General features: G+C 59.4%; 16 protein-coding genes. 9 read left to right on the top strand and 7 right to left on the bottom strand.

Annotated features, from left to right (window positions below; all coding sequences use genetic code 11):
* The first annotated feature begins 537 nt into the window (after positions 1-537).
* Genes dctP through MSG32_RS04395 form a run of 4 tightly spaced genes read left to right on the top strand, consistent with a single transcriptional unit; the run spans position 538 to position 4,061 of the window.
* Positions 538-1,527, top strand: a complete 990-nt coding sequence (gene dctP / locus MSG32_RS04410; RefSeq protein WP_192838901.1) for a TRAP transporter substrate-binding protein DctP — start codon at positions 538-540, stop codon at positions 1,525-1,527.
* A 10-nt stretch (positions 1,528-1,537) separates the two neighbouring features.
* Positions 1,538-2,062, top strand: a complete 525-nt coding sequence (locus tag MSG32_RS04405) for a TRAP transporter small permease subunit (protein ID WP_248378024.1) — start codon at positions 1,538-1,540, stop codon at positions 2,060-2,062.
* A 3-nt stretch (positions 2,063-2,065) separates the two neighbouring features.
* Positions 2,066-3,370, top strand: a complete 1,305-nt coding sequence (locus MSG32_RS04400; RefSeq protein WP_054556964.1) for a TRAP transporter large permease subunit — start codon at positions 2,066-2,068, stop codon at positions 3,368-3,370.
* A 22-nt stretch (positions 3,371-3,392) separates the two neighbouring features.
* Complete coding sequence (locus MSG32_RS04395; RefSeq protein WP_248378023.1) at positions 3,393-4,061, top strand: RraA family protein; 669 nt, start codon at positions 3,393-3,395, stop codon at positions 4,059-4,061.
* 128 nt (positions 4,062-4,189) lie between these two features.
* Here MSG32_RS04395 and MSG32_RS04390 read toward each other — a convergent pair whose 3' ends face one another.
* Positions 4,190-4,696, bottom strand: a complete 507-nt coding sequence (locus MSG32_RS04390) for an OsmC family protein (protein ID WP_248378022.1) — start codon at positions 4,694-4,696, stop codon at positions 4,190-4,192.
* Positions 4,697-4,855: 159 nt separating this feature from the next.
* On the opposite strand from MSG32_RS04390, the gene MSG32_RS04385 reads away from it, so the two are divergent.
* Positions 4,856-5,962, top strand: a complete 1,107-nt coding sequence (locus MSG32_RS04385; RefSeq protein ID WP_248378021.1) for a hypothetical protein — start codon at positions 4,856-4,858, stop codon at positions 5,960-5,962.
* 62 nt (positions 5,963-6,024) lie between these two features.
* Here the strand turns inward: MSG32_RS04385 and MSG32_RS04380 are convergent, their stop codons facing one another.
* The 3 genes from MSG32_RS04380 to MSG32_RS04370 form a co-directional block, all read right to left on the bottom strand.
* Positions 6,025-7,800 (bottom strand): hypothetical protein, encoded by a 1,776-nt coding sequence (locus tag MSG32_RS04380; protein ID WP_248378020.1) that lies wholly within the window; start codon positions 7,798-7,800, stop codon positions 6,025-6,027.
* Positions 7,801-7,919: 119 nt separating this feature from the next.
* Entirely contained in the window at positions 7,920-8,759 is an 840-nt protein-coding gene (locus MSG32_RS04375; protein ID WP_248378019.1) for a hypothetical protein, read from the bottom strand.
* 88 nt (positions 8,760-8,847) lie between these two features.
* Entirely contained in the window at positions 8,848-10,494 is a 1,647-nt protein-coding gene (locus MSG32_RS04370; RefSeq protein ID WP_248378018.1) for a sigma 54-interacting transcriptional regulator, read from the bottom strand.
* A gap of 428 nt (positions 10,495-10,922) precedes the next feature.
* On the opposite strand from MSG32_RS04370, the gene speB reads away from it, so the two are divergent.
* The 4 genes from speB (at position 10,923) to MSG32_RS04350 (ending at position 16,891) form a co-directional block, all read left to right on the top strand.
* Entirely contained in the window at positions 10,923-11,873 is a 951-nt protein-coding gene (gene speB / locus MSG32_RS04365; RefSeq protein ID WP_054556970.1) for an agmatinase, read from the top strand.
* A gap of 388 nt (positions 11,874-12,261) precedes the next feature.
* A complete protein-coding gene (locus MSG32_RS04360) occupies positions 12,262-13,578 on the top strand; it encodes a YjiH family protein (protein WP_248378014.1) in 1,317 nt (438 codons plus the stop codon).
* Between the two features lie 75 nt (positions 13,579-13,653).
* Complete coding sequence (locus MSG32_RS04355) at positions 13,654-15,330, top strand: 5-guanidino-2-oxopentanoate decarboxylase (protein ID WP_248378012.1); 1,677 nt, start codon at positions 13,654-13,656, stop codon at positions 15,328-15,330.
* Positions 15,331-15,439: 109 nt separating this feature from the next.
* Complete coding sequence (locus MSG32_RS04350) at positions 15,440-16,891, top strand: aldehyde dehydrogenase family protein (RefSeq protein WP_248378010.1); 1,452 nt, start codon at positions 15,440-15,442, stop codon at positions 16,889-16,891.
* Between the two features lie 126 nt (positions 16,892-17,017).
* On the opposite strand, the gene MSG32_RS04345 is transcribed toward MSG32_RS04350, so the two are convergent.
* The 3 genes from MSG32_RS04345 to MSG32_RS04335 form a co-directional block, all read right to left on the bottom strand.
* Positions 17,018-18,862, bottom strand: a complete 1,845-nt coding sequence (locus tag MSG32_RS04345) for a SulP family inorganic anion transporter (protein ID WP_248378008.1) — start codon at positions 18,860-18,862, stop codon at positions 17,018-17,020.
* A complete protein-coding gene (locus MSG32_RS04340) occupies positions 18,855-20,210 on the bottom strand; it encodes an FAD/NAD(P)-binding oxidoreductase (protein ID WP_248378006.1) in 1,356 nt (451 codons plus the stop codon). Before MSG32_RS04340 ends, MSG32_RS04345 begins: the two co-directional genes overlap by 8 nt.
* A 106-nt stretch (positions 20,211-20,316) precedes the next feature.
* Entirely contained in the window at positions 20,317-21,207 is an 891-nt protein-coding gene (locus MSG32_RS04335; protein ID WP_248378004.1) for an MBL fold metallo-hydrolase, read from the bottom strand.
* Between the last annotated feature and the right edge of the window lie 273 nt (positions 21,208-21,480).

Raw genomic sequence — 21,480 nt, 5'->3', positions numbered from 1 at the left:
CGTTGCCGATGCTCACAAGAGGTCATCGGCAACGGGGGCTTTCCCGTGGTCAGGATCCATCGCTCTGCGGGTTTCCGGCTCGCCACTCTGATAGCCATTCTGCTCGCCACTCTGATAGCCATTCTGCTCGCTACTCTGATAGCCATTCTGATAGCCACTCTGATGGCTATTCTGCTGACCGAGCAGATGCCTTCAGGCAGGTTTATCGCGAGCGACTGCCCACTATCCCTGCGACGACTTGCCTGTCTTTTCTGCCATCGATCGGCCAATTTCTCATCGCAATCCCCGCATGTTGTCACCGCACAATACACACATATTTTCTTACATAAATTTGGCAAATACTGCGTATTGAAATTTGAAAGCCCAAAAGGCTGATGATTCGTTGACCGCGAAGGGAGGGCCTCATAGATTGAAGGCGTACCATCACAACAAGAAGCAGGGACAGGTACCGCATGCATCTCCCGGACGCAGCATCATGGTCACGAGAAGTCCCGCATGCACTGCCCCGCTCACAATAACGATAACGTGGATACTGCTATGAAAACCCTCAAGCCCGCTCTGTTGCTCCCGCTGCTCGCCCTCCTCCCGGCCACCCAGTCCATGGCCACCGAATTGCGCATGCTGTCCAGTTACGACCAGACCACTGCCTACTCCCGCGAGATTGCCCAGCGCTTCATCAAGGAAGTCGAAGCCAACAAGGCCGCCGACCTCACCATCAAGCTGACCGGCCCGGATGTGGTGCCGCCCTTCGAGCAGCTGCAGCCTGTCGCGGCCGGTGTCTTCCAGCTGCTGTATACCCACGCCGCTTATCACACCAACACCACCGGCGTCGGCGCCGCGATGGATGGCGTGGCGGTGAATCCGGAACAGACGCGTGAATCCGGCCTGTGGGACATGGTCGATGAGCACTACAACGGCCTGGGCCTCAAGCTGATCGCGATTCCGCCGCTGGGCAGCCACGGCTTCCAGTACGTGCTGAAGGAGCCGATCACCGGTACGCCGGGTCTGGATGGCCGTCGTCTGCGCGGCAGCCCCACCTATACCAACGTCACCAAGGGCCTGGGCGGTACGCCGGTGCTGATGTCCAGTGGCGATGTCTATTCCGCGATGGACCGTGGCGTGATCGACGGCGCGGCCTGGGGCCTGAATGGCGTCAAGGACATGGGCTGGCAGGAAGTCGCCGGCTACTACTCCAAGCCGACCTTCGGTCAGACCTACAACTTCGTGCTGATGAACCTGAACGCCTTCAACACCCTGTCTCCGGAACAGCAGCAAGTGCTGCTCGACGAAGGGCGTGAGCTGGAAACCGAGATCGTCCCGATCCTGGATGAGCTGGCAGTCGAAGAGTGGAAGGCGCTGGACGAAGCGGGCATGCAGGCCACCGAATTCGCACCCGAAGACGCCGAGCGTCTGGATGCCCTCGTCACCGACGGTATCTGGCAGCTGGGCATCGACAAGACCCCGGACACGGTGACCGCCATGCGTGAACTGGCGATCGAGAAGAACCTGACCACCGTCAGCGAGTAAGGAATCCACCATGCTAACCCTGCTTGCACGTGTGCATGACGGCGTGACGCGAGCAGGCTTCCTTCTGGGCGGTGTCACCTTGTGTGGCATCGTCCTGTGCTTCTGGCTGGAAGTCATCGCGCGCTACTTCTTCAACTCTCCCACCCTGTGGTCCGGCGCGATGGTGGCTTACCTGCTATGCCTCTCGATTTCGCTGGCAACGCCGGAACTGGCCCGCACCCATGGCCATATCGCCATCACCGTGCTGCCGGAGCGCCTTGGCCCTGCCGCGCGCGCCTTCTATGATCGTCTCCTCGCCCTGGTGACCGGCGCCGTCTGCGCCGTGGCCGGTTGGATCTGCGTGCAGGAAAGCCTGCGTCAGTTCAACTACCACACCACCACCGCCATGGGCCTCGACATTCCCAAGTACTGGGTCTCCAGCTTCATCGCCTACGCGATGATCAGCGCCGCCCTGTACTTCCTGCGCCACGCCTTTGGCCGCTCGACTAGCCGCGCGACACCCTCGGCGACCGCCGACACCAGAAAAGGACCCTGAGTCATGGAATGGTATACCTCTCTGGGCCTGGCCATCGCCTTGCTGATGGGCCTGTTCGCCCTCGGCATTCCCGTCTTCGCCGCCTTCCTGACCATCAACGTGCTCGGCACGCTGTGGTTGATGGGCACCGCCGGTTTCGGCATGTTCGCCAACAGTGTCTACGACAGCATGACCTCGGAGACGCTGACCACCATCGCGCTGTTCGTGCTGATGGGGGAGCTGCTGTTCCGCTCCGGCTCCATCGATGTGATCTTCGACTCGCTGGATGCCCTGATGGGCCGCATGAAGGGTCGCCTCTACTTCTTTGTCGTCGCCCTCTCGACGCTGTTCGGTGCCCTGTCCGGCTCGGCGCTGGCCGTGACCGCCATGCTCAGCCGCTCGGCGCTGCCGACCATGCAGGAGCGCGGCTATGACGACAGGCTCTCCATCGGCCTGATTCTGGGCGGGGCGAGTCTCGCGCCGATCATCCCGCCGAGCCTGCTGGTGATCATCATCGGCTCGATGGTGGATGTCTCCATCGCGCGCCTGCTGATCGCGGGTATCCTGCCCGGCATCCTGCTGGCCGCGCTGTTCATCCTCTATGTGAAGGTGCGCATCACGCTGGACCCGCGTCGTGCGCCGCCCGTCGATGAAAGCGGTGGCGGCACGGCCCAGGAAAAACGCCGCGCCGTGATCAACATGCTGCCGTTCACCATCATCATCTTCGCCGTGCTCGGCCTGATTCTGCTCGGCATCGCCACGCCGTCCGAATCCGCCGCCACCGGCGTGCTGGGCTCGCTGGTGGTCGCGGCCTACTACCGCAAGTTCTCGTTCAAGATGGCCGGCGAGGCGGTGATGTCCTCGCTCAAGGTCAGCACCATGATCATCCTGATCCTGGCGTGTTCGAAGCTGTTCTCGCAGCTGTTGAGCTTCACCGGCGCCACCAGCGGTCTGGTGAGCAGCGTGACCGGGCTGGATCTTGACCCGGTGTGGATGCTGCTGATCCTGATGCTGATTCCGCTGATCGCCTGCATGTTCATCGACCAGATCGCCTTCATGATGGTGGTGATTCCCATCTACGCGCCGCTGGTCAAGCTGTATGGCTTTGATCCGGTGTGGTTCTGGACGCTGTTCCTGATCAACATCTCGGTGGGCAGTCTGACCCCGCCCTTCGGCTACAACCTGTTCGCGGTGAAAGGCGCCGCCCCGGCGACGCCGATGCAGACCATCTACGCCGCGGCATGGCCGATCGTAATCTGCTTCCTGTTCGCGATGCTGATGCTCTACTGGGCCCCGTGGCTGACGACCTTCCTGCCCAGCCTGATCTGACCGACCACGACGAGAGACTTCCATGTACCAACTCAATGACATGCCAGCGCAGGTCGCGCCTGAACGGCTGGAACAGCTCAAGCAGTGCGAGACGGCCACCATCGGCCACTTCCACACCCACGGCTTCGTCGAACCGGCGATTGCCAGCATGCTGCCCGAGGTGCGCATCGCCGGTACCGCCGTCACCGTCTCGCTGCCGCCGGAAGATGGCACCCTGCTCAACCACCTGATGCGCCTGGTGCGTCCGGGCGATGTGCTGATCGTGCATCGTCAGGGCGATCGCCACCGCGCCTGCTGGGGCGGCGTGATGACGGAAGTCGCCTCGCGCCTCGGCGTGGCAGGCGTGGTGATCGATGGCATGGCCACCGATGCGCTGACCATTCGCGACAAGCAGTTCCCGGTCTGGAGTCGCGGTGTCGCCTCGCTGACCACCCGCTTCGCCGGTATCGGCGGCGCGCTCAATGTGCCTGTCAGCATCGGCGGTGTCGTCGTCAATCCGGGCGATGCCATCCTCGCCGATGAAAGCGGCGTCATCGTCATGGCGCCAGAGGAAGTCTCGGCCATCGCCACCCACGCCATCGAGGTGCAAGAAACCGAAGAAGTGCTGCTGGCGAAGATTGCCGACGGCGCCTGCCTGCCGGACCTCACCGGCTCCAGCAAGCTGATCGAGGAAGTGAACGCACGCGGTTGATTCCCTCGTTTGATCAGTTCTCGAGACGCTGAAACCAAAAAAAGGCCACCAGATTGCTCTGGTGGCCTTTTGGGTTCTGACACGGTCAGTATGACACGGTCGGTCTGACGCGGGCTGAGGGCTGCCCATCACTGATGGGTGATCACCGCCTCACAGCTGACCGGAAAATTCAGCGAATTGGCAATGAAACACAGCGCATGCGCCCGGTGGTGCAACTCATGGGCGAGCGCGATATCGTCACCGGCGGCCAGCGTGATCTCGGGGCGCAGCACGATGGAGGTGAAGCGCCCCGCCTCGCCCTGACTCTCAGCCTGAGTCTTGTCATCAGCGGCAGGCGAGCCTTCCTGCATCGTGCCCTCGGCGTGATCGTGATAGCTCATGACACGAATGCCGGCCTCAGCACACAGGTGCAGATACCACAGCTTATGGCAGGCCGAGACGGAGGCCACCAGCATGTCTTCCGGATTCCAGCGGCCAGCGTCGCCCCGAAAAGCGGGGTCGGCGGAGCCCTCCAGGCTCGGCTTGCCACTGACACGGGCCACGAAATCACGCTCATAGGCGGTGTAATGGCGGGTGCCATCACCGCGATTGCCGGTCCACTCAAGTTCAACCGAATACTGGTGTCGTCTGGACATCGTTGTCTGCTGCTCTCTCACAAGGGAAACCGCGTGCGTCGCATGACGCGCAGTCTGATACTTCTGCCTGATTAGGCATCTGAACAGCGTCAGCACGCAAGAAGTCACCGTAGGCCGATGATAGGATTGAATCGATCGCACTCTGACAGGATGTCACGCATGGCGTTTGCCGTAACACGCTCCTTTGGGGCAATTCCCGGGCTGGCCGCCGCCGCCCTGACGCTCGGACTGGGCCTGGGCCTGGGCCTGGGCTTATGTCTCATTACCCCCGGTGCCTCGGCACGCGCCGAAGCCGCACAGTTTCGCCCCACGCCCAAGGTCATCAATACGCTGAGCAGTACCTACGGCTTCGTCATCGCCCAGGACATCACGCTGTCACGCATCGCCGACGAGTATCCCGGCCTCGCGCCGGATGCGGAACTGGCCTCCGCCTACTTCAAGAATGCCTTCCCGAACATCACCCATCGTCTGGCGGAAAACCTCGCCACCCTGATGGGCAAGGACCACGCGCGCGAAGTGCTGGATGGCATTCGCCGTCAGATAAAGAAGGAACTGGATTCCCAACTGACCACCGACAAGCTGACCAGCGACTTCGCGGCCCGCTTCATCGAGGCCATTCACCTGCGCGCCCAGGGGGAATACCTGCCCTCGCCGTTCAAGGAATTCCTGCTGGCGACCAAGTATCAGATCGAGCCGGTATACGAGCTGTACGACGGCTATTTCCAGGAATTCCATACCAAGGGCCACGCCAAGTCGCTGGGCATCAACCTGGCGCTACATCTGCCTGCCTCGTGGTCTGCCGCCGAGGGGCGCCTGCCGCATATCGTGCAGAAATGGCAGAGTCAGGCGGGTACCGGCACCGACATGATCATCCTCGAGATCTATGACCTGCATGGCGACACCGTCAGCGACGCGCAGCTCAAGGTAATGGCCGCCACGGACCAACTGGCGCAATGGGCCCCCATCAACAGTCAGATGCTCGACTCCGGCCTGACCCGAGTGGATCACCGTCAGGTCTACTGGTTCGATATCGCCATGACACAGCGACACCAGGGCACGCCCATCACCTCGCAGACCCGCGAATACGGCCTCTTCCTCGACGACAAGCTGATCCGCCTGCACTGCACCAGCTACCACCCCACCGCCGACGGCACCACCTACGCCAAAGCCAAGACAGACCTCGCCGTCGATGACGGCTTCAGCGAGATCAAGCCATTATGTGAAGGGGTGATGGGGAGTCTGGTGGTGATGGATATTATAAGGTAACAATACCATTTAAATCATATCCACAAATATTCTTTAAGATAAACTCGAAGAATTAGATAAAATCACGGCAAGCAGTATACTACTGGAATAACATTCGCTTCTTTGGATGCATGTACAAAGGAGGAAAGTATCCAAAGTAACTGAATGACGTGTCCTTTTACTTTTTTACCTGATGCAATTTTTTTAAATTCTGCTTCAATCAAAGATTTAGATATGAACGAGCAACTTAATATACACTTCCTATGCAATGCATAATTTTTAAACAACGTCTCTATACTTGAATCCAAGCTCGACAGCACGCCCTTTCTGACTCTACTGATATTTGTCGATTGCTTATTAATATTATAGTTCCCTGCGAACTTTGTGTTTGCGCGTTCACATATGGCTTCCTCAGAAGAGTATACATATCCTAGATTTTTTATCCCTTGACCTACAACATCATGCAGTTTACTGGCAGAAGTACTAATATCTCCATGCTTCGAATGTATAAAATTAATACATGCTTCATTTTGGTTAATAGTAATATGATCTGCCCATTCTATACCGAGATCATCGCAAAATATAAAATCATCATTACTATGAATTTCCTCTACAGCCTTAAACATTGATTTTGAAGAGAAAGAAGTACTGCTACTACTAAAGTCACCTTTCTCAGAATTTACCTTCAAAAGCTCAGCCTTAGGGATAAGTATGTCTAGAATACCTTGGATATCTGAAACTCCAGAAGTATCTTCAAAACATTTACCCATAAAATACATGTATTTAGGATCTGAAAAAGCCACGCTATAGAACCCATACTTAACAATGAACCTTTGCAGAGTATATTCATCATCATTGTTAGTTACCTTGAATCTACTTAATAAATTTGAGAGAAGGGTTATGGTATTACTATTAATCCTAAGATAAGTATTATCACATTCGCCGTTTACCTTATACTGACTACCAATAACTTCATGTACTTTTTCAAGACCATAGATTAATCTTTGGCATACCCTCTCTGAAACCTTAATAGGTCCACCATATCGAGGAGTATATTTAACGACACAATCATCGCTCTCAATCTTATCTAATAATGAATTTACTTCGATAAGTATAGCTATAGGAATACATGAAGACAAAACATCAGGCAATGCTATCTTTTTCGCAAATGTATTTAAATAGTTATCGACGAATTGCGACGTGCTAATCGAATCAATACGGCTAACCACCCACTTAGTAATATCTTCCAGGCTACTTCTAGGCGATGCTTCAACAAATCTGCCTACTCCAGATATACTTCTAATCGAGCTACCATCACGATACCTTATTGCAGATGGTATTGACCTTCCTGCTGCATGAGGCGAGAGAAGCCCCTTTAAATCTGCAGCCTCGTATGATCTAGTACGCATAGCTTTATCTGAAACTGTGATATTTCTTAATGTGAGCTTCTGAAATTCAACTTCATTAGTATCTATAGTAGCTCCAAGTTGGCTACTATCTACCAAAGTCAACCTCTGCTCAGTCACACTGGTAATATTTGAACAACTCTTTTTAATAACACCAATATAACCACCGTATTCTATAATGGCTATGAATGCATGTATTTTATCTTCTATTTCACCGTTAAAGAAGTAAACTTTCTTTTCTGAGGGATATACTCTCACAGAGACTTTACAACTCACGGTTCGCTTATCAACCTCTATTTCCATTTTCTCTCTTAAGGTATTCAGAATAAAATCGCCGTCTTTACACATATTATCAACAGCTGCATCAAGGATTGACTTTATATATAGATTGCTCACTTTAGTTTTGATTTTATAAAACTGACAGTTTCTTGTGAGCTGTAATCGATCTGTCATATTTAACCCCTTGTTATTTTTATTTGTCATCGACATTAATGGCAAGATTGACGAAAACTAAAAGAACGCTTCGAATAGCATATTGCCACTACATGTTATTTAAAATATTAACTAATACTTCAATCACCAACCACGTATACATTTTTATTTGGAACTATCAATCTAGCAGTAACAACATCACCACTAGATTTACCAACAACTATATTCTCACCGAAACCAGCTAATAACACAGTAACATTTTTAACTAAAAACAGTTTACTTTCACCTGATAGCTTAGCTACTTCAAACCCTTGCATAGAAGCTATTTTCCCATACGGGTCTTCAAGAAGGATATTAACATTATCTTTTCGTATACCAGCTATCAGCATAGAACCATCTAACAATTTACCTCCAAGACTAGTGAAAAACAAAGATAATATTACAATAAGGGATAAAGCAAGCAGCTTATTCACTATACTACTATTTGCTTTATGCGTCTTTCTATCTCTGTAAAGCAAAACATATTTATCTTCTTTTCTAGTAATGACCAATAACATCCACATCAGAGCACAAGCTATTGAAATTATGGAAATAGTTATTAACTGCATCCAGTTTTCTGCAAGAACCAAGGAGATAAAAACACCAAAAACAGCCAGTACAATTAAAGGAAAGCTGTATTTAATATTTAACCTGTATTTTGGTACATAAGGCAAAGTAAAAATCGCGAAAAAATTGTTTACTTTTAGCATTAGCTTGTAAAAATCAAAAATAAAATTTACTAACAAAAGACCAACACTAATGAGCGTAACAATGAATACAGAAAATACAACAAGTACAATTGGAGAATAGAAAGCAAATAGTAAACCATCCCCAAAAGATATCCCCACTGGAAAATAATCAATTCTTTTACAGTAAAAGAAAAGTGAAATACCCCCAACAAAAATTGCAACCTTAAACATGAAAGAAAGCACTTTACTCATGTAATCACATTTGCTTGATATATTTCCGATCATTTTCCTCTCATCCGCATTTAGTGAGCAGCCATACAATTCAACCAAGGATATAAAATTATTTCTTCAACTTCCTCACCACTGACGGCTGACTGATCCCTGCCCTCTTGGCTATCGCATAGGTACTGGGCAATTCCGCTGCCATCTCACGTAGCCATTGTGCTTCAATGCGTGCCAGGCCTTCCTTGAGAGTTTCGTTAGGGCCAAGTTTGGGGATTGGCATGGCTACCGCCCCCTCAGCGGCAGGCTCTGAGAGGGAATTGGGACTATGAGAGTTATCGGCAGTGGTAAAACTTTCAGTAACGCCTATTCCCTTAGATTTGTCATTACTGAAGCCAAATGAATTGCCTAGTCCATTAGCGTTATTCGTGGAACAAGTGTTGAGTAGTGTTTTCACTGAGTTGCTGTCGATGACATCACTGGGGGCGCTGAGCCAGGCGCGTTCCAGCCAGTTTTCCAGTTCGCGGATATTGCCGAGCCAGTCCTGGCGCATGAGGATGGGCCATAACGAGGCGTCGAGGAGCTTGCGGCGACCGTGACGTTGATTGAGGCGGGAGAGGTGTTGCTCGATCAGGGCGGGAATGTCTTCGCGGCGTTCGCGCAGCGGCGGCAGGCTGACGGGGAGCACATTGATTCGGTAGTAGAGGTCGAGGCGGAACTGGCCTTGCTCCACGCGGGCGGCGAGGTCTTGATTGGTGGCGACGACCAGACGGAAGTCGGCGCGGCGGGTGGTGGTGTCGCCCAGGCGAGTGATCATCCCGTCCTGAATCACCTTGAGCAGCTTGGTCTGGGTGGCCAGCGGCAGCTCACCGATCTCATCGAGGAACAGGGTGCCGCCTTCGGCCTGCTCCATCAGGCCTGCCTTGCCACGGTTGCCCGCGCCGGTGAAGGCGCCGGCCTGATAGCCGAACATCTCGGACTCGAACAGGCTCTCGGGAATGGCGCCGCAGTTCACCTCGATGAAGGGGCCGTCGGCGCGTTGGCTCCAGCGATGCAGTTGATGGGCGAAGGCCGTCTTGCCGACCCCGGATTCGCCCAGCATCAATACCGTGGCGTTGGTGGGCGCGACCCGCTTGAGCAGCAGCGCGATCTCGCGCATCACCGGGCTTCTGACCTGCAGCTCGCCCAGCTCCAGCGCGGCGTCTTCGCACTCGGCCTGCTCTCGTGCTGATTGTTCACGTTGCCGCTGTTCAGCCTGGCTCTGTGCATATTGCTCAGTGTCGTGGACTGATTGCCCTGCCCCCGCCGTTGCCCGATCGCCCTCTGCCTGACTGACGCCACTCAGCTCGCCACCGCGTGAATTGCGGCGCAGGTGATCACTGAAGCGCTGCTGGAGCACCGCGTACTCCTGCTGCAACAGCTGGATATCGGTGAGATCCATCGAGCGGCTGACCACGCACTCGAGCTTGCCCGCGACGAACACCGGATGCGCCTGCGCCACCACCCGCCGCCCGGTGGCGGTGAGCTGCATCATCTGCAGGGTGCGCCCCGTGCGCAGCACCTCCAGGCTGATGGAGGGCTTGAGCACGCCGCTGGCTTCCAGCTCATGCACGTTGGCGGCACACAACTCCTCGCGGGTCATGCCATAGACAGCCGCGGCGCCGGGACTGACATCCATCACCTGGCCATCCGCATTGACCACGAAGTAGTGATCGTGAGCGGTGTCGATGATGGTCTTGAGAATCTGACGGTCGAGCTCTGACATGGCGGGCACCTCATGGTCGCGCCTGTGAATCGGGCGGGGCTTTACAGCAGGTCTTTCTAGCAGTTCTTTCCAGCGCTTCTTTCTATCAGTACTTTCCAGCAGGTCTTTCCTGCTGGTCTTTCTCGCACTGCGCTTGAAGACACTCTCGATGATGCCCGAATGTGATCCACAAATGAATCAGCGATCCATTTTTGAATCATTAATGGCGCACGAGTGATCCATAAATGAATCACTCTGCGACCACTCTCAAATAAAACCCAATAAAATCAATCGACTAAAAATTGGCATGGTTACTGCAATGCTGGGGTATGCGCCAAGGAAGATCGCCGGCTTTCATGCCACCGTCCGGCCGAACGATCAGGCGAACAATCACAATACCCCGCTCGCCGTCACGTCAGCGCGAGCGACTCAAGACCCTGGAGAGACAGATGAGCGAGTTCAATCAGCCGCTGGGCGGCAACGACATGCCACGTTTCGGCGGCCCGGCCACCATGATGCGTCTGCCGGCTCAGGAAACCGCGGAAGGCCTGGACGCCGCCTTCATCGGCATTCCGCTGGACATCGGTACCTCCAACCGTCCGGGCGCACGTCTTGGCCCGCGCCAGATCCGTGATGAATCGCGCATGCTGCGCCCCTACAACATGGCCACCCGCGCCGCGCCCTTCGATAGCCTGCAGGTCGCGGACATCGGCGATGTGCCGATCAACACCTTCCACCTGCCTAAGAGCATGGACATCATCGAGCAGTTCTACGATGAGGTGCTGCGCCACGACTGCGTACCGCTGACGCTGGGTGGCGATCACACCGTCACCCTGCCGGTGCTGCGCGCCATCGCCAAGAAGCATGGTCCGGTCGGCCTGATCCACATCGATGCCCACGCCGACGTCAACGACCACATGTTCGGCGAGCCCATCGCCCACGGCACACCGATTCGTCGCGCCCAGGAAGAAGGCCTGCTCGACAGCAATCGCGTGGTGCAGATCGGCCTGCGTGGCACCGGCTACTCCGCCGATGACTTCGACTGGTGCCGCCAGCAGGGCTTCCGTGTCGAGACCGCCGAAATGTGCTGGTTCAAGTCACTCGCCCCGCTGATGGCCGAAGTGCGCGACATGATGGGCGACCGCCCGGTGTACATCACCTTCGACATCGATGGCCTGGACCCCTCCGTCGCCCCCGGCACCGGCACCGTGGAAGCCGGCGGCCTGACCATGCCCCAGGGCATGGAAATCGTGCGCGGCGCGCGTGGCCTCAACATCGTCGGCGGTGACCTGATGGAAGTCTCCCCGCCCTACGACACCAGCGGCAACACCGCGCTGATGGGCGCGACCCTGCTCTACGAGATGCTGTGCGTGCTGCCGGGCGTGCAACAGCGCGACTGATCCACGAACGACCCACGAATGACCCGCTGCCCTGCTGCACCCGCGCCGGGGGCCCGTCCCGCCCTCGGCGCACACAGAATCACCCGAGACGATACGGCATGATGCATCACACAATGCTCGGCTAGAGCCTGACCATTACAACAAGATCTAGGTGACCCGAATGACAACCAGCATCGACTCCGCGGCGGACCATACGCCGCCCCGCGCTATTTCCGGTTCTGTCTCAAGTTCTGTCTCAAGTTCTGTCTCAAGTTCTGTCTCAAGTTCTGGCTCAAGTTCTGTCTCAAGTTCTGGCTCTGGTGCTGAACAGCCTGAGACCGCCAAGCCACACAAGGCGCAGAAAGACCTCATCGCCACCCGCCCCGTGCCGCTGACGGCCAGGGGGCTGATGAAATTCCTGGTGCCGTCACTGCTCGGCGTCAGCTTCTTCCTGGTGCCGTTCAGTGTCGGCGACACCATCAACATCGGCATGGGCCTGATGGCCGATTGGCTCAAGGCCACGCTCGGCAGCGCCTTGCCCGCCATCGCCGTCGCGGTGCTGTGTCTGTCGGTGATCCTCACCGGCTTCGTCAAGCTCGCCAAGCCGGCCTGGGCACGTCAGGGCGCGGCGCACGAGCTGTTCGATGTCTCGCCGGTATGGTTCGCCATGCGCGCCCTCGGCGCCATCTTCGCGTTGATGACCTACTTCCAATGGGGGCCAACCCAGGTCACCGCGGCCTTCACCGGCGGCGTGATGCTCAATGATCTCGCGCCGGTACTGCTGACCTTCTTCTTCTTCGCGGCCATTCTGCTGCCGCTGCTGGTCGACTTCGGCTTCATGGAATTCATCGGCAGCCTGGTGCGTCGCCCGTTCCGCGCCATCTTCAATCTGCCCGGGCGCAGCGCCATCGATGCCACCGCCTCGTGGATGGGTTCCGGCACCGTCGGCGTGCTGATCACCACCCAGCAGTACGAGCAGGGCTTCTACAGCAAGCGTGAAGCGGCGGTGATCGCCACCAACTTCTCGGTGGTCTCGATCGCCTTCGCGTTGCTGGTCACCAGCTTCATGAACATCAACCACCTGTTCGTGCCCTTCTACCTGACCGTCGTCATCGCGGGCCTGATCGCCGCCGTCATCGTGCCGCGTCTGCCGCCGCTGTCGCGCAAGCGTGATGATTATCATGAGCCGGTCGGCTGCCAGATCAGTGAAGAGAACCAGAGCGACTGTGGCGTGCTGCGCTACTCACTCGGCATGGCCGTCGCGCGCGCCGAGCATGCGCCGAGCCCGCTCAAGCTGGTGAAATCGGCCGGCTTCAACGTGGCGGACATCTTCCTCGGCCTGCTGCCGGTGGTGATCGCCATCGGCACCGTGGCGCTGATGCTGGCCGAGTTCACGCCGGTATTCACCTGGCTCTCCTACCCGATGATTCCGCTGCTGGAACTGCTGCAGATTCCCCACGCGGCAGAGGCAGCCCCGGCGACGCTGGTCGGCTTTGCCGACATGTTCCTGCCGGCGGTGCTGGCCAAGGACATCGACAGCGAACTGACCCGCTTCGTGATCGCCTGCCTGTCACTGACCCAGTTGATCTACATGTCCGAGATCGGCGCCCTGCTGCTCAAGTCGAAGATTCCGCTCAAGATCTGGGAGCTGGTGGCCATCTTCGTGCTGCGCACGCTGATCACCCTGCCGATCATCGCCGGCATCGCGCATCTGTTCGTGTTCTGAGCCAAGCGGGCACTCAACTTGTTTCTCATCTCATACGGGAGCACCACGGTGCTCCCGTCATTGGAATAACCTGCCATGACATGTGCTGAACTCCTGATCCGACTGCTGCGTGACACCTACGGCGTCGACACCGTCTTCGGTATTCCCGGCGTGCATACCGTCGAGCTCTACCGTGGCCTGGAGCCGGATGCCGACCCCGCCGCGCGCAGCATTCGCCACGTCACCCCGCGCCACGAACAGGGTGCCGGCTTCATGGCCGATGGCTATGCCCGCAGCACCGGCAAGCCCGGGGTGTGCTTCATCATCACCGGTCCGGGGATGACCAACATCACCACCGCGATGGGCCAGGCACTGGCCGACTCCATCCCGATGCTGGTGATCTCCAGCGTCAATCGCACCGACACCCTCGGCCGTGGCCAGGGGCGTCTGCACGAGCTGCCCAGCCAGCAGCAGCTGGTGTCGGGCGTGGCGCGCTTCAGCCACACCCTGCTCGACCCGGCCGCGCTGCCGGAAGTGCTGGCCCGCGCCTTCGCGCTGTTCGAGGGTGCCCGCCCGGGCCCCGTGCATATCGAGATTCCCATCGACCTGTTCAATGCCGAGCTCGCACCGCCCGCCGGTCGCACCACGCATGACTTCACGCGCCCGCGCATCGGGCGCCTCGCGCCGGACCCGGCCCTGCTCGCTGAGGCCGTGAGCCTGCTGCAGGGCGCCGAGCGGCCATTGGTGCTGCTGGGCGGTGGCTGTGTCGCTGCGCCAAAAGCGGCCCGCCAGCTGGTGGAGGCGCTCGATGCCCCCACCGTCACCACCATCAATGCCAAAGGTCTGCTGGGCGGCGCCCACCCGCTGGATCTCGGCGCCAATGCCGCGCTGCCTGCGGTACGCGAACTGGCGCGCGACGCCGATGTGGTGCTGGCGATCGGTACCGAACTTGGCGAGACCGACTACGACGTGGTGTTCGATGATGGCTTCGTGATCGGTGGCCAGCTGATCCGCATCGATATCGACCCCGAACAGCTGGCGCGCAACCAGCAGGCGACACTCGCCATCGTCGCCGACGCCGGCCTGGCGCTGGAGACTCTCGCCGCGAGCGTTGCTGATAGCCTGGGCGAAACCTATGACAAGACGGCTGACGCAGAGGCGGGCAAGACACGCGGCGCGCAGATCACCGCCGCCACGCTTGAGGCCCTCGCGCTGCCGACTGACCCGGCCTTCGCGCCCTATGTGCCGCTGTTCGATACCCTCCAGCAAGCGCTGCCGGAGGCGATCTGGGTCGGCGATTCCTGCGCGACCGTCTACGCCGCCAATCACCTGCTCAGCCAGCCGGCACCGCGCCGCTACTTCAATGCCTCCACCGGCTACGGCACGCTCGGCTACGGCCTGCCCGCCGCGATGGGCGCGACCCTGGGCCGCCCGGACCTGCCGGTGATCGCGCTGGTCGGCGATGGCGGCATCATGTTCACGCTGTCCGAACTCGCCTGCGCGGTGGAAGAACAGCTGCCGGTGGTGATCGTGCTGTGGCACAACCAGGGCTATGAAGAGATTCGCCGCTTCATGGACAACGCCGGCGTCACGCGGCTGGGCGTCGACATCAAGGCCCCCGACTTCCAGCTGCTCGCCCAGGGCTTCGGCTGCGCCGCAGTGGCGATCGACTCCCCCAGTCAGCTGGCGACAGCGATCAGCGAGCGCGACGCAAGTGCCCCGCTGCTGGTGGAAATCGATGCGACGGGATGGCAGCGCTCAATCGCACAGTGAGCCTGGCTCGCCGCTTAGCGCCACAACACTGAACAATGCCCGCCTGTGACCCTGTGGTGGCAGGCGGCATGGAACTCTCATGCCAGAAACTCACATGTCAGGAATGTCCATGCACAAGCTCGATCATCAGTTCATCAACAACGAGTGGGTCAAGTCCCACGGCGAGCGTCGTCTGGCGGTCACCAACCCCTTCGAGGAGACCGTCATCGCCGAGGTGACGGCAGGAGATGCGCGTGATGTACAGGCCGCCGTCGCGGCCGCCGCCGACGCCTTCGAGGGTTGGCAGGCACTGAGTGGCGCCGAGCGCGCGGTCTATCTGGAGGCCTTCGCCGAGGGGCTTACGTCACGACGGGAAGCGCTGGTGGAGATGTCGTGTCGCAACAACGGCAAGATTCGCGCCGAGGCCGAGATCGATCTCGATGACGCCATCGGCTGCTACCGCTATTACGCCGCCCAGGCACGCGCGCTGGATGCGCGTCAGGGTGCGGAGGTCGCGCATGATGTCGAAGGCTATGCCGCGCACACCTATCACGAGCCGGCTGGCGTGGTGGGATTGATCACGCCGTGGAACTTCCCGCTGGTCACCAGTGCCTGGAAGGTCGCGCCAGCGCTCGCCGCGGGCTGCACCCTGGTGATCAAGCCGTCTGAAGTGACGCCGCTGCCGGAACAGGTGATGGCCGAGATCGCGCTGGAAGCCGGTCTGCCGGCGGGCGTGTTCAACCTGCTGCACGGCGATGGCGAGGGCATCGGCGCGCCGCTGACCCGTCATCCGCGCATCGACAAGATTTCCTTCACCGGCAGCAATGTGGTCGGCGAGAAGGTCATGCAGGCCGCGGCCTGTGGCACGCGCGGCGTCTCTCTCGAGCTTGGCGGCAAGTCGCCGATCATCGTGCTCGACGATGCCGACGTCGAGGAAGCCGCCGACTGGGTGATGGCGGGCATCTACTTCAATGCCGGTCAGATCTGCTCTGCCACCTCGCGCCTGCTGGTGCACGAGGCCATCGCCGATGAGCTGCACGCCGCGCTGGCCAGCCGCATCGATGCACTCGTACTGGGCGACCCGCTGGACGCCACGACCCAGATGGGCCCGATGACCAGCGCCCGCCAGCGCGACACCGTGCTGAGCTATCTGAACGTGGCGCGCGAGGAAGGCCTGACGGCGCTGCGCGATGGCACCCATCGCAGCCTGCCAGGCAAGGGCTACTTCGTGGCGCCGACGCTTTACACCGATGTGCCGGTGACAAGCCGTCTGTGGCGCGAGGAGATCTTCGGGCCGGTGCTGTGCTCGCGCCGCGTCGCCGATGAGGCCGAGGCGATTCGCCTCGCCAATGACTGTGATTTCGGGCTGGTGGCCACGGTGGTCAGCGGCGATGCCAGGCGCGCCCAGCAACTCGGCCGTCGCCTGCGCGCTGGGGTGGTGTGGTACAACAGCGAGCAGCTGCCGCTGGTGCAAGCCAGCTGGGGTGGCTTCAAGCGCAGCGGCATCGGCCGTGAGCTGGGGCCGTGGGGCCTGGCGGGCTATCTGGAGGTCAAGCACATCATCGGCCCGGTGCTCGACTGAACGTATTGACTGAACGTATTGACTGAGCGTCTTGTGTGACCAGATGACAAAACGCCCCGCCTCGGCAATCACCGAGGCGGGGCGTTTTCGTTTACGGCTCTTTCTTGAAACCAGCGCCTGCTCCTATCAGCCGACCGCCGCCGTCTGGCTGATGCCGTCCCGAGCGCAGGACTGGCCGCAGTGGCTGCCGTGAATGCTCAGCGCCTGCCAGGCATCGAAGGTGCTGAGATAGATGTCGCCACCGAGATTGGCCGGCAACCCCGAGCACTTGAGGCGGTCCATCACCGGGCCCTTCACTTCACTCAGATGCAACTTCACGCCAGCGGCGCTCAGGCGCTCATTGATGACTTCCAGGCTTTCCAGCGCCGAGGCGTCGATCAGGTTGACCGCCTGACAGGCCAGCACCAGATGCTTGAGCGAGGGACGTTCGGCCATCAGCGCCAGCACCGTGTCTTCCAGATAGCGCGCATTGGCGAAATACAGGCTCTCGTCGATGCGCAGAATCGCCAGTTCGGGGTCGGTCTCCACCTCATGACGCTCGACATTGCGAAAGTGCTCGCTGCCCGGCACGCGCCCGACCAGCGCACTGTGCGGCTGGCTGGTGCGCTTGAGATAGAGCCCCAGCGACACGGCGATACCGACGATGATGCCGCTCTCCACCCCATGCGCGAGGGTGATGATCAGCGTGATCATCAGCGCCGCACCGTCACCCTTCGAGTAGCGGAAGGTGCGCTTGATCGCCGCGATGTCGATCAGGCTGGTGGTGGCGACGATGATGATCGCCGCCAGCGTCGCGCGCGGCAGCCACGCCAGCCAGTCGGTCAGCCACAGGCTGGCGAGCAGAATGCCAATGGCGGTGAAGGCCCCCGCCAAGGGCGTGGCGGCGCCGGCATCGAAGTTGACCACCGAGCGCGACAGCCCGCCCGAGATCGGCATGCCACCGCAGACGCCTGCGCCCATGTTGGAGACGCCCAGCGCGATCAGCTCCTTGTCGGGATCGATGCGCTGACGGCGCCGCGCGGCGAGGGTCTGGGCCAGCGCCAGCGATTCGACGAAGCCGACCACGCTGATCAAGAGTGCCGAGATCAGCAGACCCGACCAGTCATGGCTGACAAGACTCGGCAGGCTGAGATCGGGCAGCCCGCCGGGCACGGCACCGACCAGCGCCATGCTGCTCTTGCCCTGCTCAAGCTGTTCGCCCTGAACGAGAGGATCACTCAGCCCCCAGGCCAGCAGGCTGGAGACGATGACGGCGATGATCGGCGTGGTCTTGCATAGCATGCCCGCCGCGCTCTCGCTCATCCGCAAGGCCATCAGGCCGTGCTTGAGATGACGGCGTGCCAGGATCAGCCACGCCAGGCAGCCCAGCCCGATGGCGAGTGTCGGCCAGTGCAGCTCTTGCGCGCCTGCCGACAGCGACTCGCCCATCGCGATCAGATTGCCGCCGCTGAGCCTCAGGCCAGTGATCGGCCCGAGCTGACTGGCGATGATCAGGATGCCCGAGGCAGTCATGAAGCCCGAGATCACCGGGTGGCTGATGAAATTCACCAGCACTCCCAGGCGCAACAGCCCCATGGCGATCAGCATCGCGCCGGAGAGAAAGGCCAGCAGCAGTGCGGCGGCCAGCATCTCGGGCGTGGAAAGCGCCGCACCATCGGCGCCGCTCATGCCCGCGATCGCCGAGGCCGTCATCAGCGAGATGATCGCCACCGGCCCCACCGCCAGGGTGCTGCTGGTGCCGAACAGCGCATACAGCACCAGCGGCAGCATGCTGGCGTAGAGGCCGACCTGCGCCGGCAGCCCCGCCAGCAGTGCATAGGCCAGCGCCTGAGGCACCAGCATGACGCTGACGATCACCGCCGCCAGCAGATCACGCCCGAGACTGTGGCGGTCATAGTGGGCAAGCCAACCCGCCAGCGGCAGCCAGCGGGCAAGCGACGTCCCCCTTGCCTCTCGAACCGGCTCAGACATCGCGTGACGCCGGACGCGCCAGCCATTCGTGGCCCTTGAGCAGCAGGTTCCAGTAGATGAACGGCAGCCCCCGTGCCTTGAGCTGCCAGGCCAGGCGAGTCGGACGCGTGCCGCCATTGACCCACTTGGGGAAGGTCGGCTGCAATTCGCCGCCGTAACCGAATTCCGCCAGCACGATGCGGCCGTTCTCCACCGTCAGCGGGCAGGAGCCATAGCCCCGATAGCCTGCGGTGAGCGCACCACCGGTCAGCGTGGCCAGCAGGTTCTCGACCACCACGGGGGACTGCTTGCGCACCGCCGCGGCCGTCTTGGCATTCGAGGTACCGCTGACATCGCCCAGCCCGAAGATGTCGGGATGGCTCAAGTGCTGCAGGGTCTCGGGTTCGAGATCCAGCCAGCCAGCGGCGTTGGCCAGCCCGGATTGGGCGATCAACGCCGGTGCCTTCTGCGGCGGCACCACATGCAGCATGTCGAAGGACTGCTCGACGATCTGTGGCTCGCCGCCCTCCTCGGCGGCCGGCACCTCGAAGCGTGCCGTCTGTGTCTCGCCATCCACCGCGACCAGCCGCTGATGGAACCTGACATCGATGCCATAGCCCGCGACCGCCTCTTCCAGCGCTGGCACGTAGGCCGGCACGCCGAACATCACGCCGCCGGCGTTGTGGAAGCTGACCTCGAGCTGCGACAGCACGTTCTCGCGCTGCCAGTGATCGCAGGCCAGATACATCGCCTTCTGCGGCGCACCGGCACACTTGATGGGCATCGGCGGCTGGGTGAACAGCGCCTTGCCGCCCTTGAGGGTCTGCACCAGCTGCCAGGTATAGGGCGCGAGGTCATAGCGGTAGTTGGAGGTGACGCCATTCATTCCCAGCGTCTCCTCCAGCCCGTCGATGGCGCCCCAGTCCAGCTCCAGCCCGATGGCGATCACCAGGCGCTCGTAGCGCAGGCGATGGCCATTGCCGAGCGTGACTTCGTGTGCCTCGGCATCGATGCCGGTGGCCGTATCGCGATACCAGTGCACGCCCTTGGGCATCACCGAGTGCATCGGCTTGCGCGTGAATTCCGGCGTGAAGATACCGCCACCGACCATCGTCCAGCCCGGCTGATAGCTGTGCTGCTCGGCGGGCTCGACGATGGCGATGTCCATGCCCGGCTGGCGCTTGAGCAGACTGGCCGCCACCGCGATACCGCCGGCCCCGCCACCGATGATCACCACCTTGTGGGCGTTGGGTGCCAGGCGGTGATTGGCGGCGCGGGTCGCTTCGGTGGCCGAATCAGCCCCCTGGTTGTCACAAGGCGTCGTTGCAGAATCCGAAACTGGCGGGGTCTGTGGCGTGCTCTGGCTCATCGATAAGGCTCCCATCGCGGAAAATCGTCCATTTGAGTCACAAAATTACGTAAGCAAGCTACATAGGCAAAGCGCCTGGACACACTCCCTGCCGGCATGGCAGCCATCACAGCTGATCAAACGGCAGGTTGAGCGGAATCTTGAGATAGGCGCGACCGTTGTCTTCCGCCGGCGGCAGCTGGCCGGCACGCATGTTCACCTGCACCGCCGGCAGCATCAGACGCGGCATGCCAAGCCCGGCATCACGCTTGGTGCGCATGTCGACGAAGGCCTGCTCATCGATGCCGTCATGCACATGGATATTGTGCTCACGCTGCTCACCCACCGACGTCTGGCAGCAGAAGCCTTCACGCCCTTCGGCCGAATAATCATGGCACAGGAAGATGCGTGTGCTGTCCGGAAGCGAAAGCACCTTGTGAATCGAGCGATACAGCGTACGCGCATCACCGCCGGGGAAGTCACAGCGCGCGGTGCCGTAATCGGGCATGAACAGCGTATCGCCAACGAAGACGGCGTCACCGATCACGTAGCTTAAGCAGGCCGGCGTATGGCCCGGCGTATGCAGCACGCGGCATTCAAGCCCGCCGATCGCCAGGCTGTCGCCCTCTTCCAGCAGGCGGTCGAACTGGCGGCCATCACGCGCGAAACCCGCCTCGGCGGCGAAGATATCGGCAAAGATGTCCTGCACTTCGCGTATGCGCGCCCCGATCGCCAGCTGGCAATCCAGCTTGCCTTTCAGGTAGGCGGCCGCCGACAGATGGTCGGCGTGCACGTGGGTCTCGAGAATCCACGCCACCTCGAGGGACTCGGCTTCGATATGCGCAAGCAAGGCATCCGCAGAGCGGGTGCTGGTGTGACCTGCGGGATAATCGAAGTCGAGCACGGGATCGATGATCGCGCACTGGCGGGACTGCGGGTCGCGCACCAGGTGCGTGAAGGTGTTGCTGTCTTCGTCGAAGAAGCTCTCGACCAGGGGGCGCTGTGTTGAGGTTGCCATCTTTCGACCTCCTGCTTCGCTCAAGGATTGATGCCTCAAGCCTACGCCTGCAGCGGCAATAACGCAAAATAGAATAACGTTAAAACTATAAAGAATAACAATAAGGCGTTTTCAATAACCTATTGTTCTAGCTATTGAATTTCCGAATAGGCAATGAGCAACATCCCTCAACGAAATGCCTTTCACCATAAGGTATAGCTGATAGAAAGAATCGCACACGCTATGCTGACATTGCGCGGTGACACGATTCATCCATACAATCTTGAACGATTA

Origin of the sequence: Cobetia sp. 1CM21F (genome assembly GCF_023161745.1) — a bacterium.
Classification (GTDB): Bacteria; Pseudomonadota; Gammaproteobacteria; order Pseudomonadales; family Halomonadaceae; genus Cobetia; species Cobetia amphilecti.
This window is presented reverse-complemented; position numbering and strand designations above follow the sequence as displayed.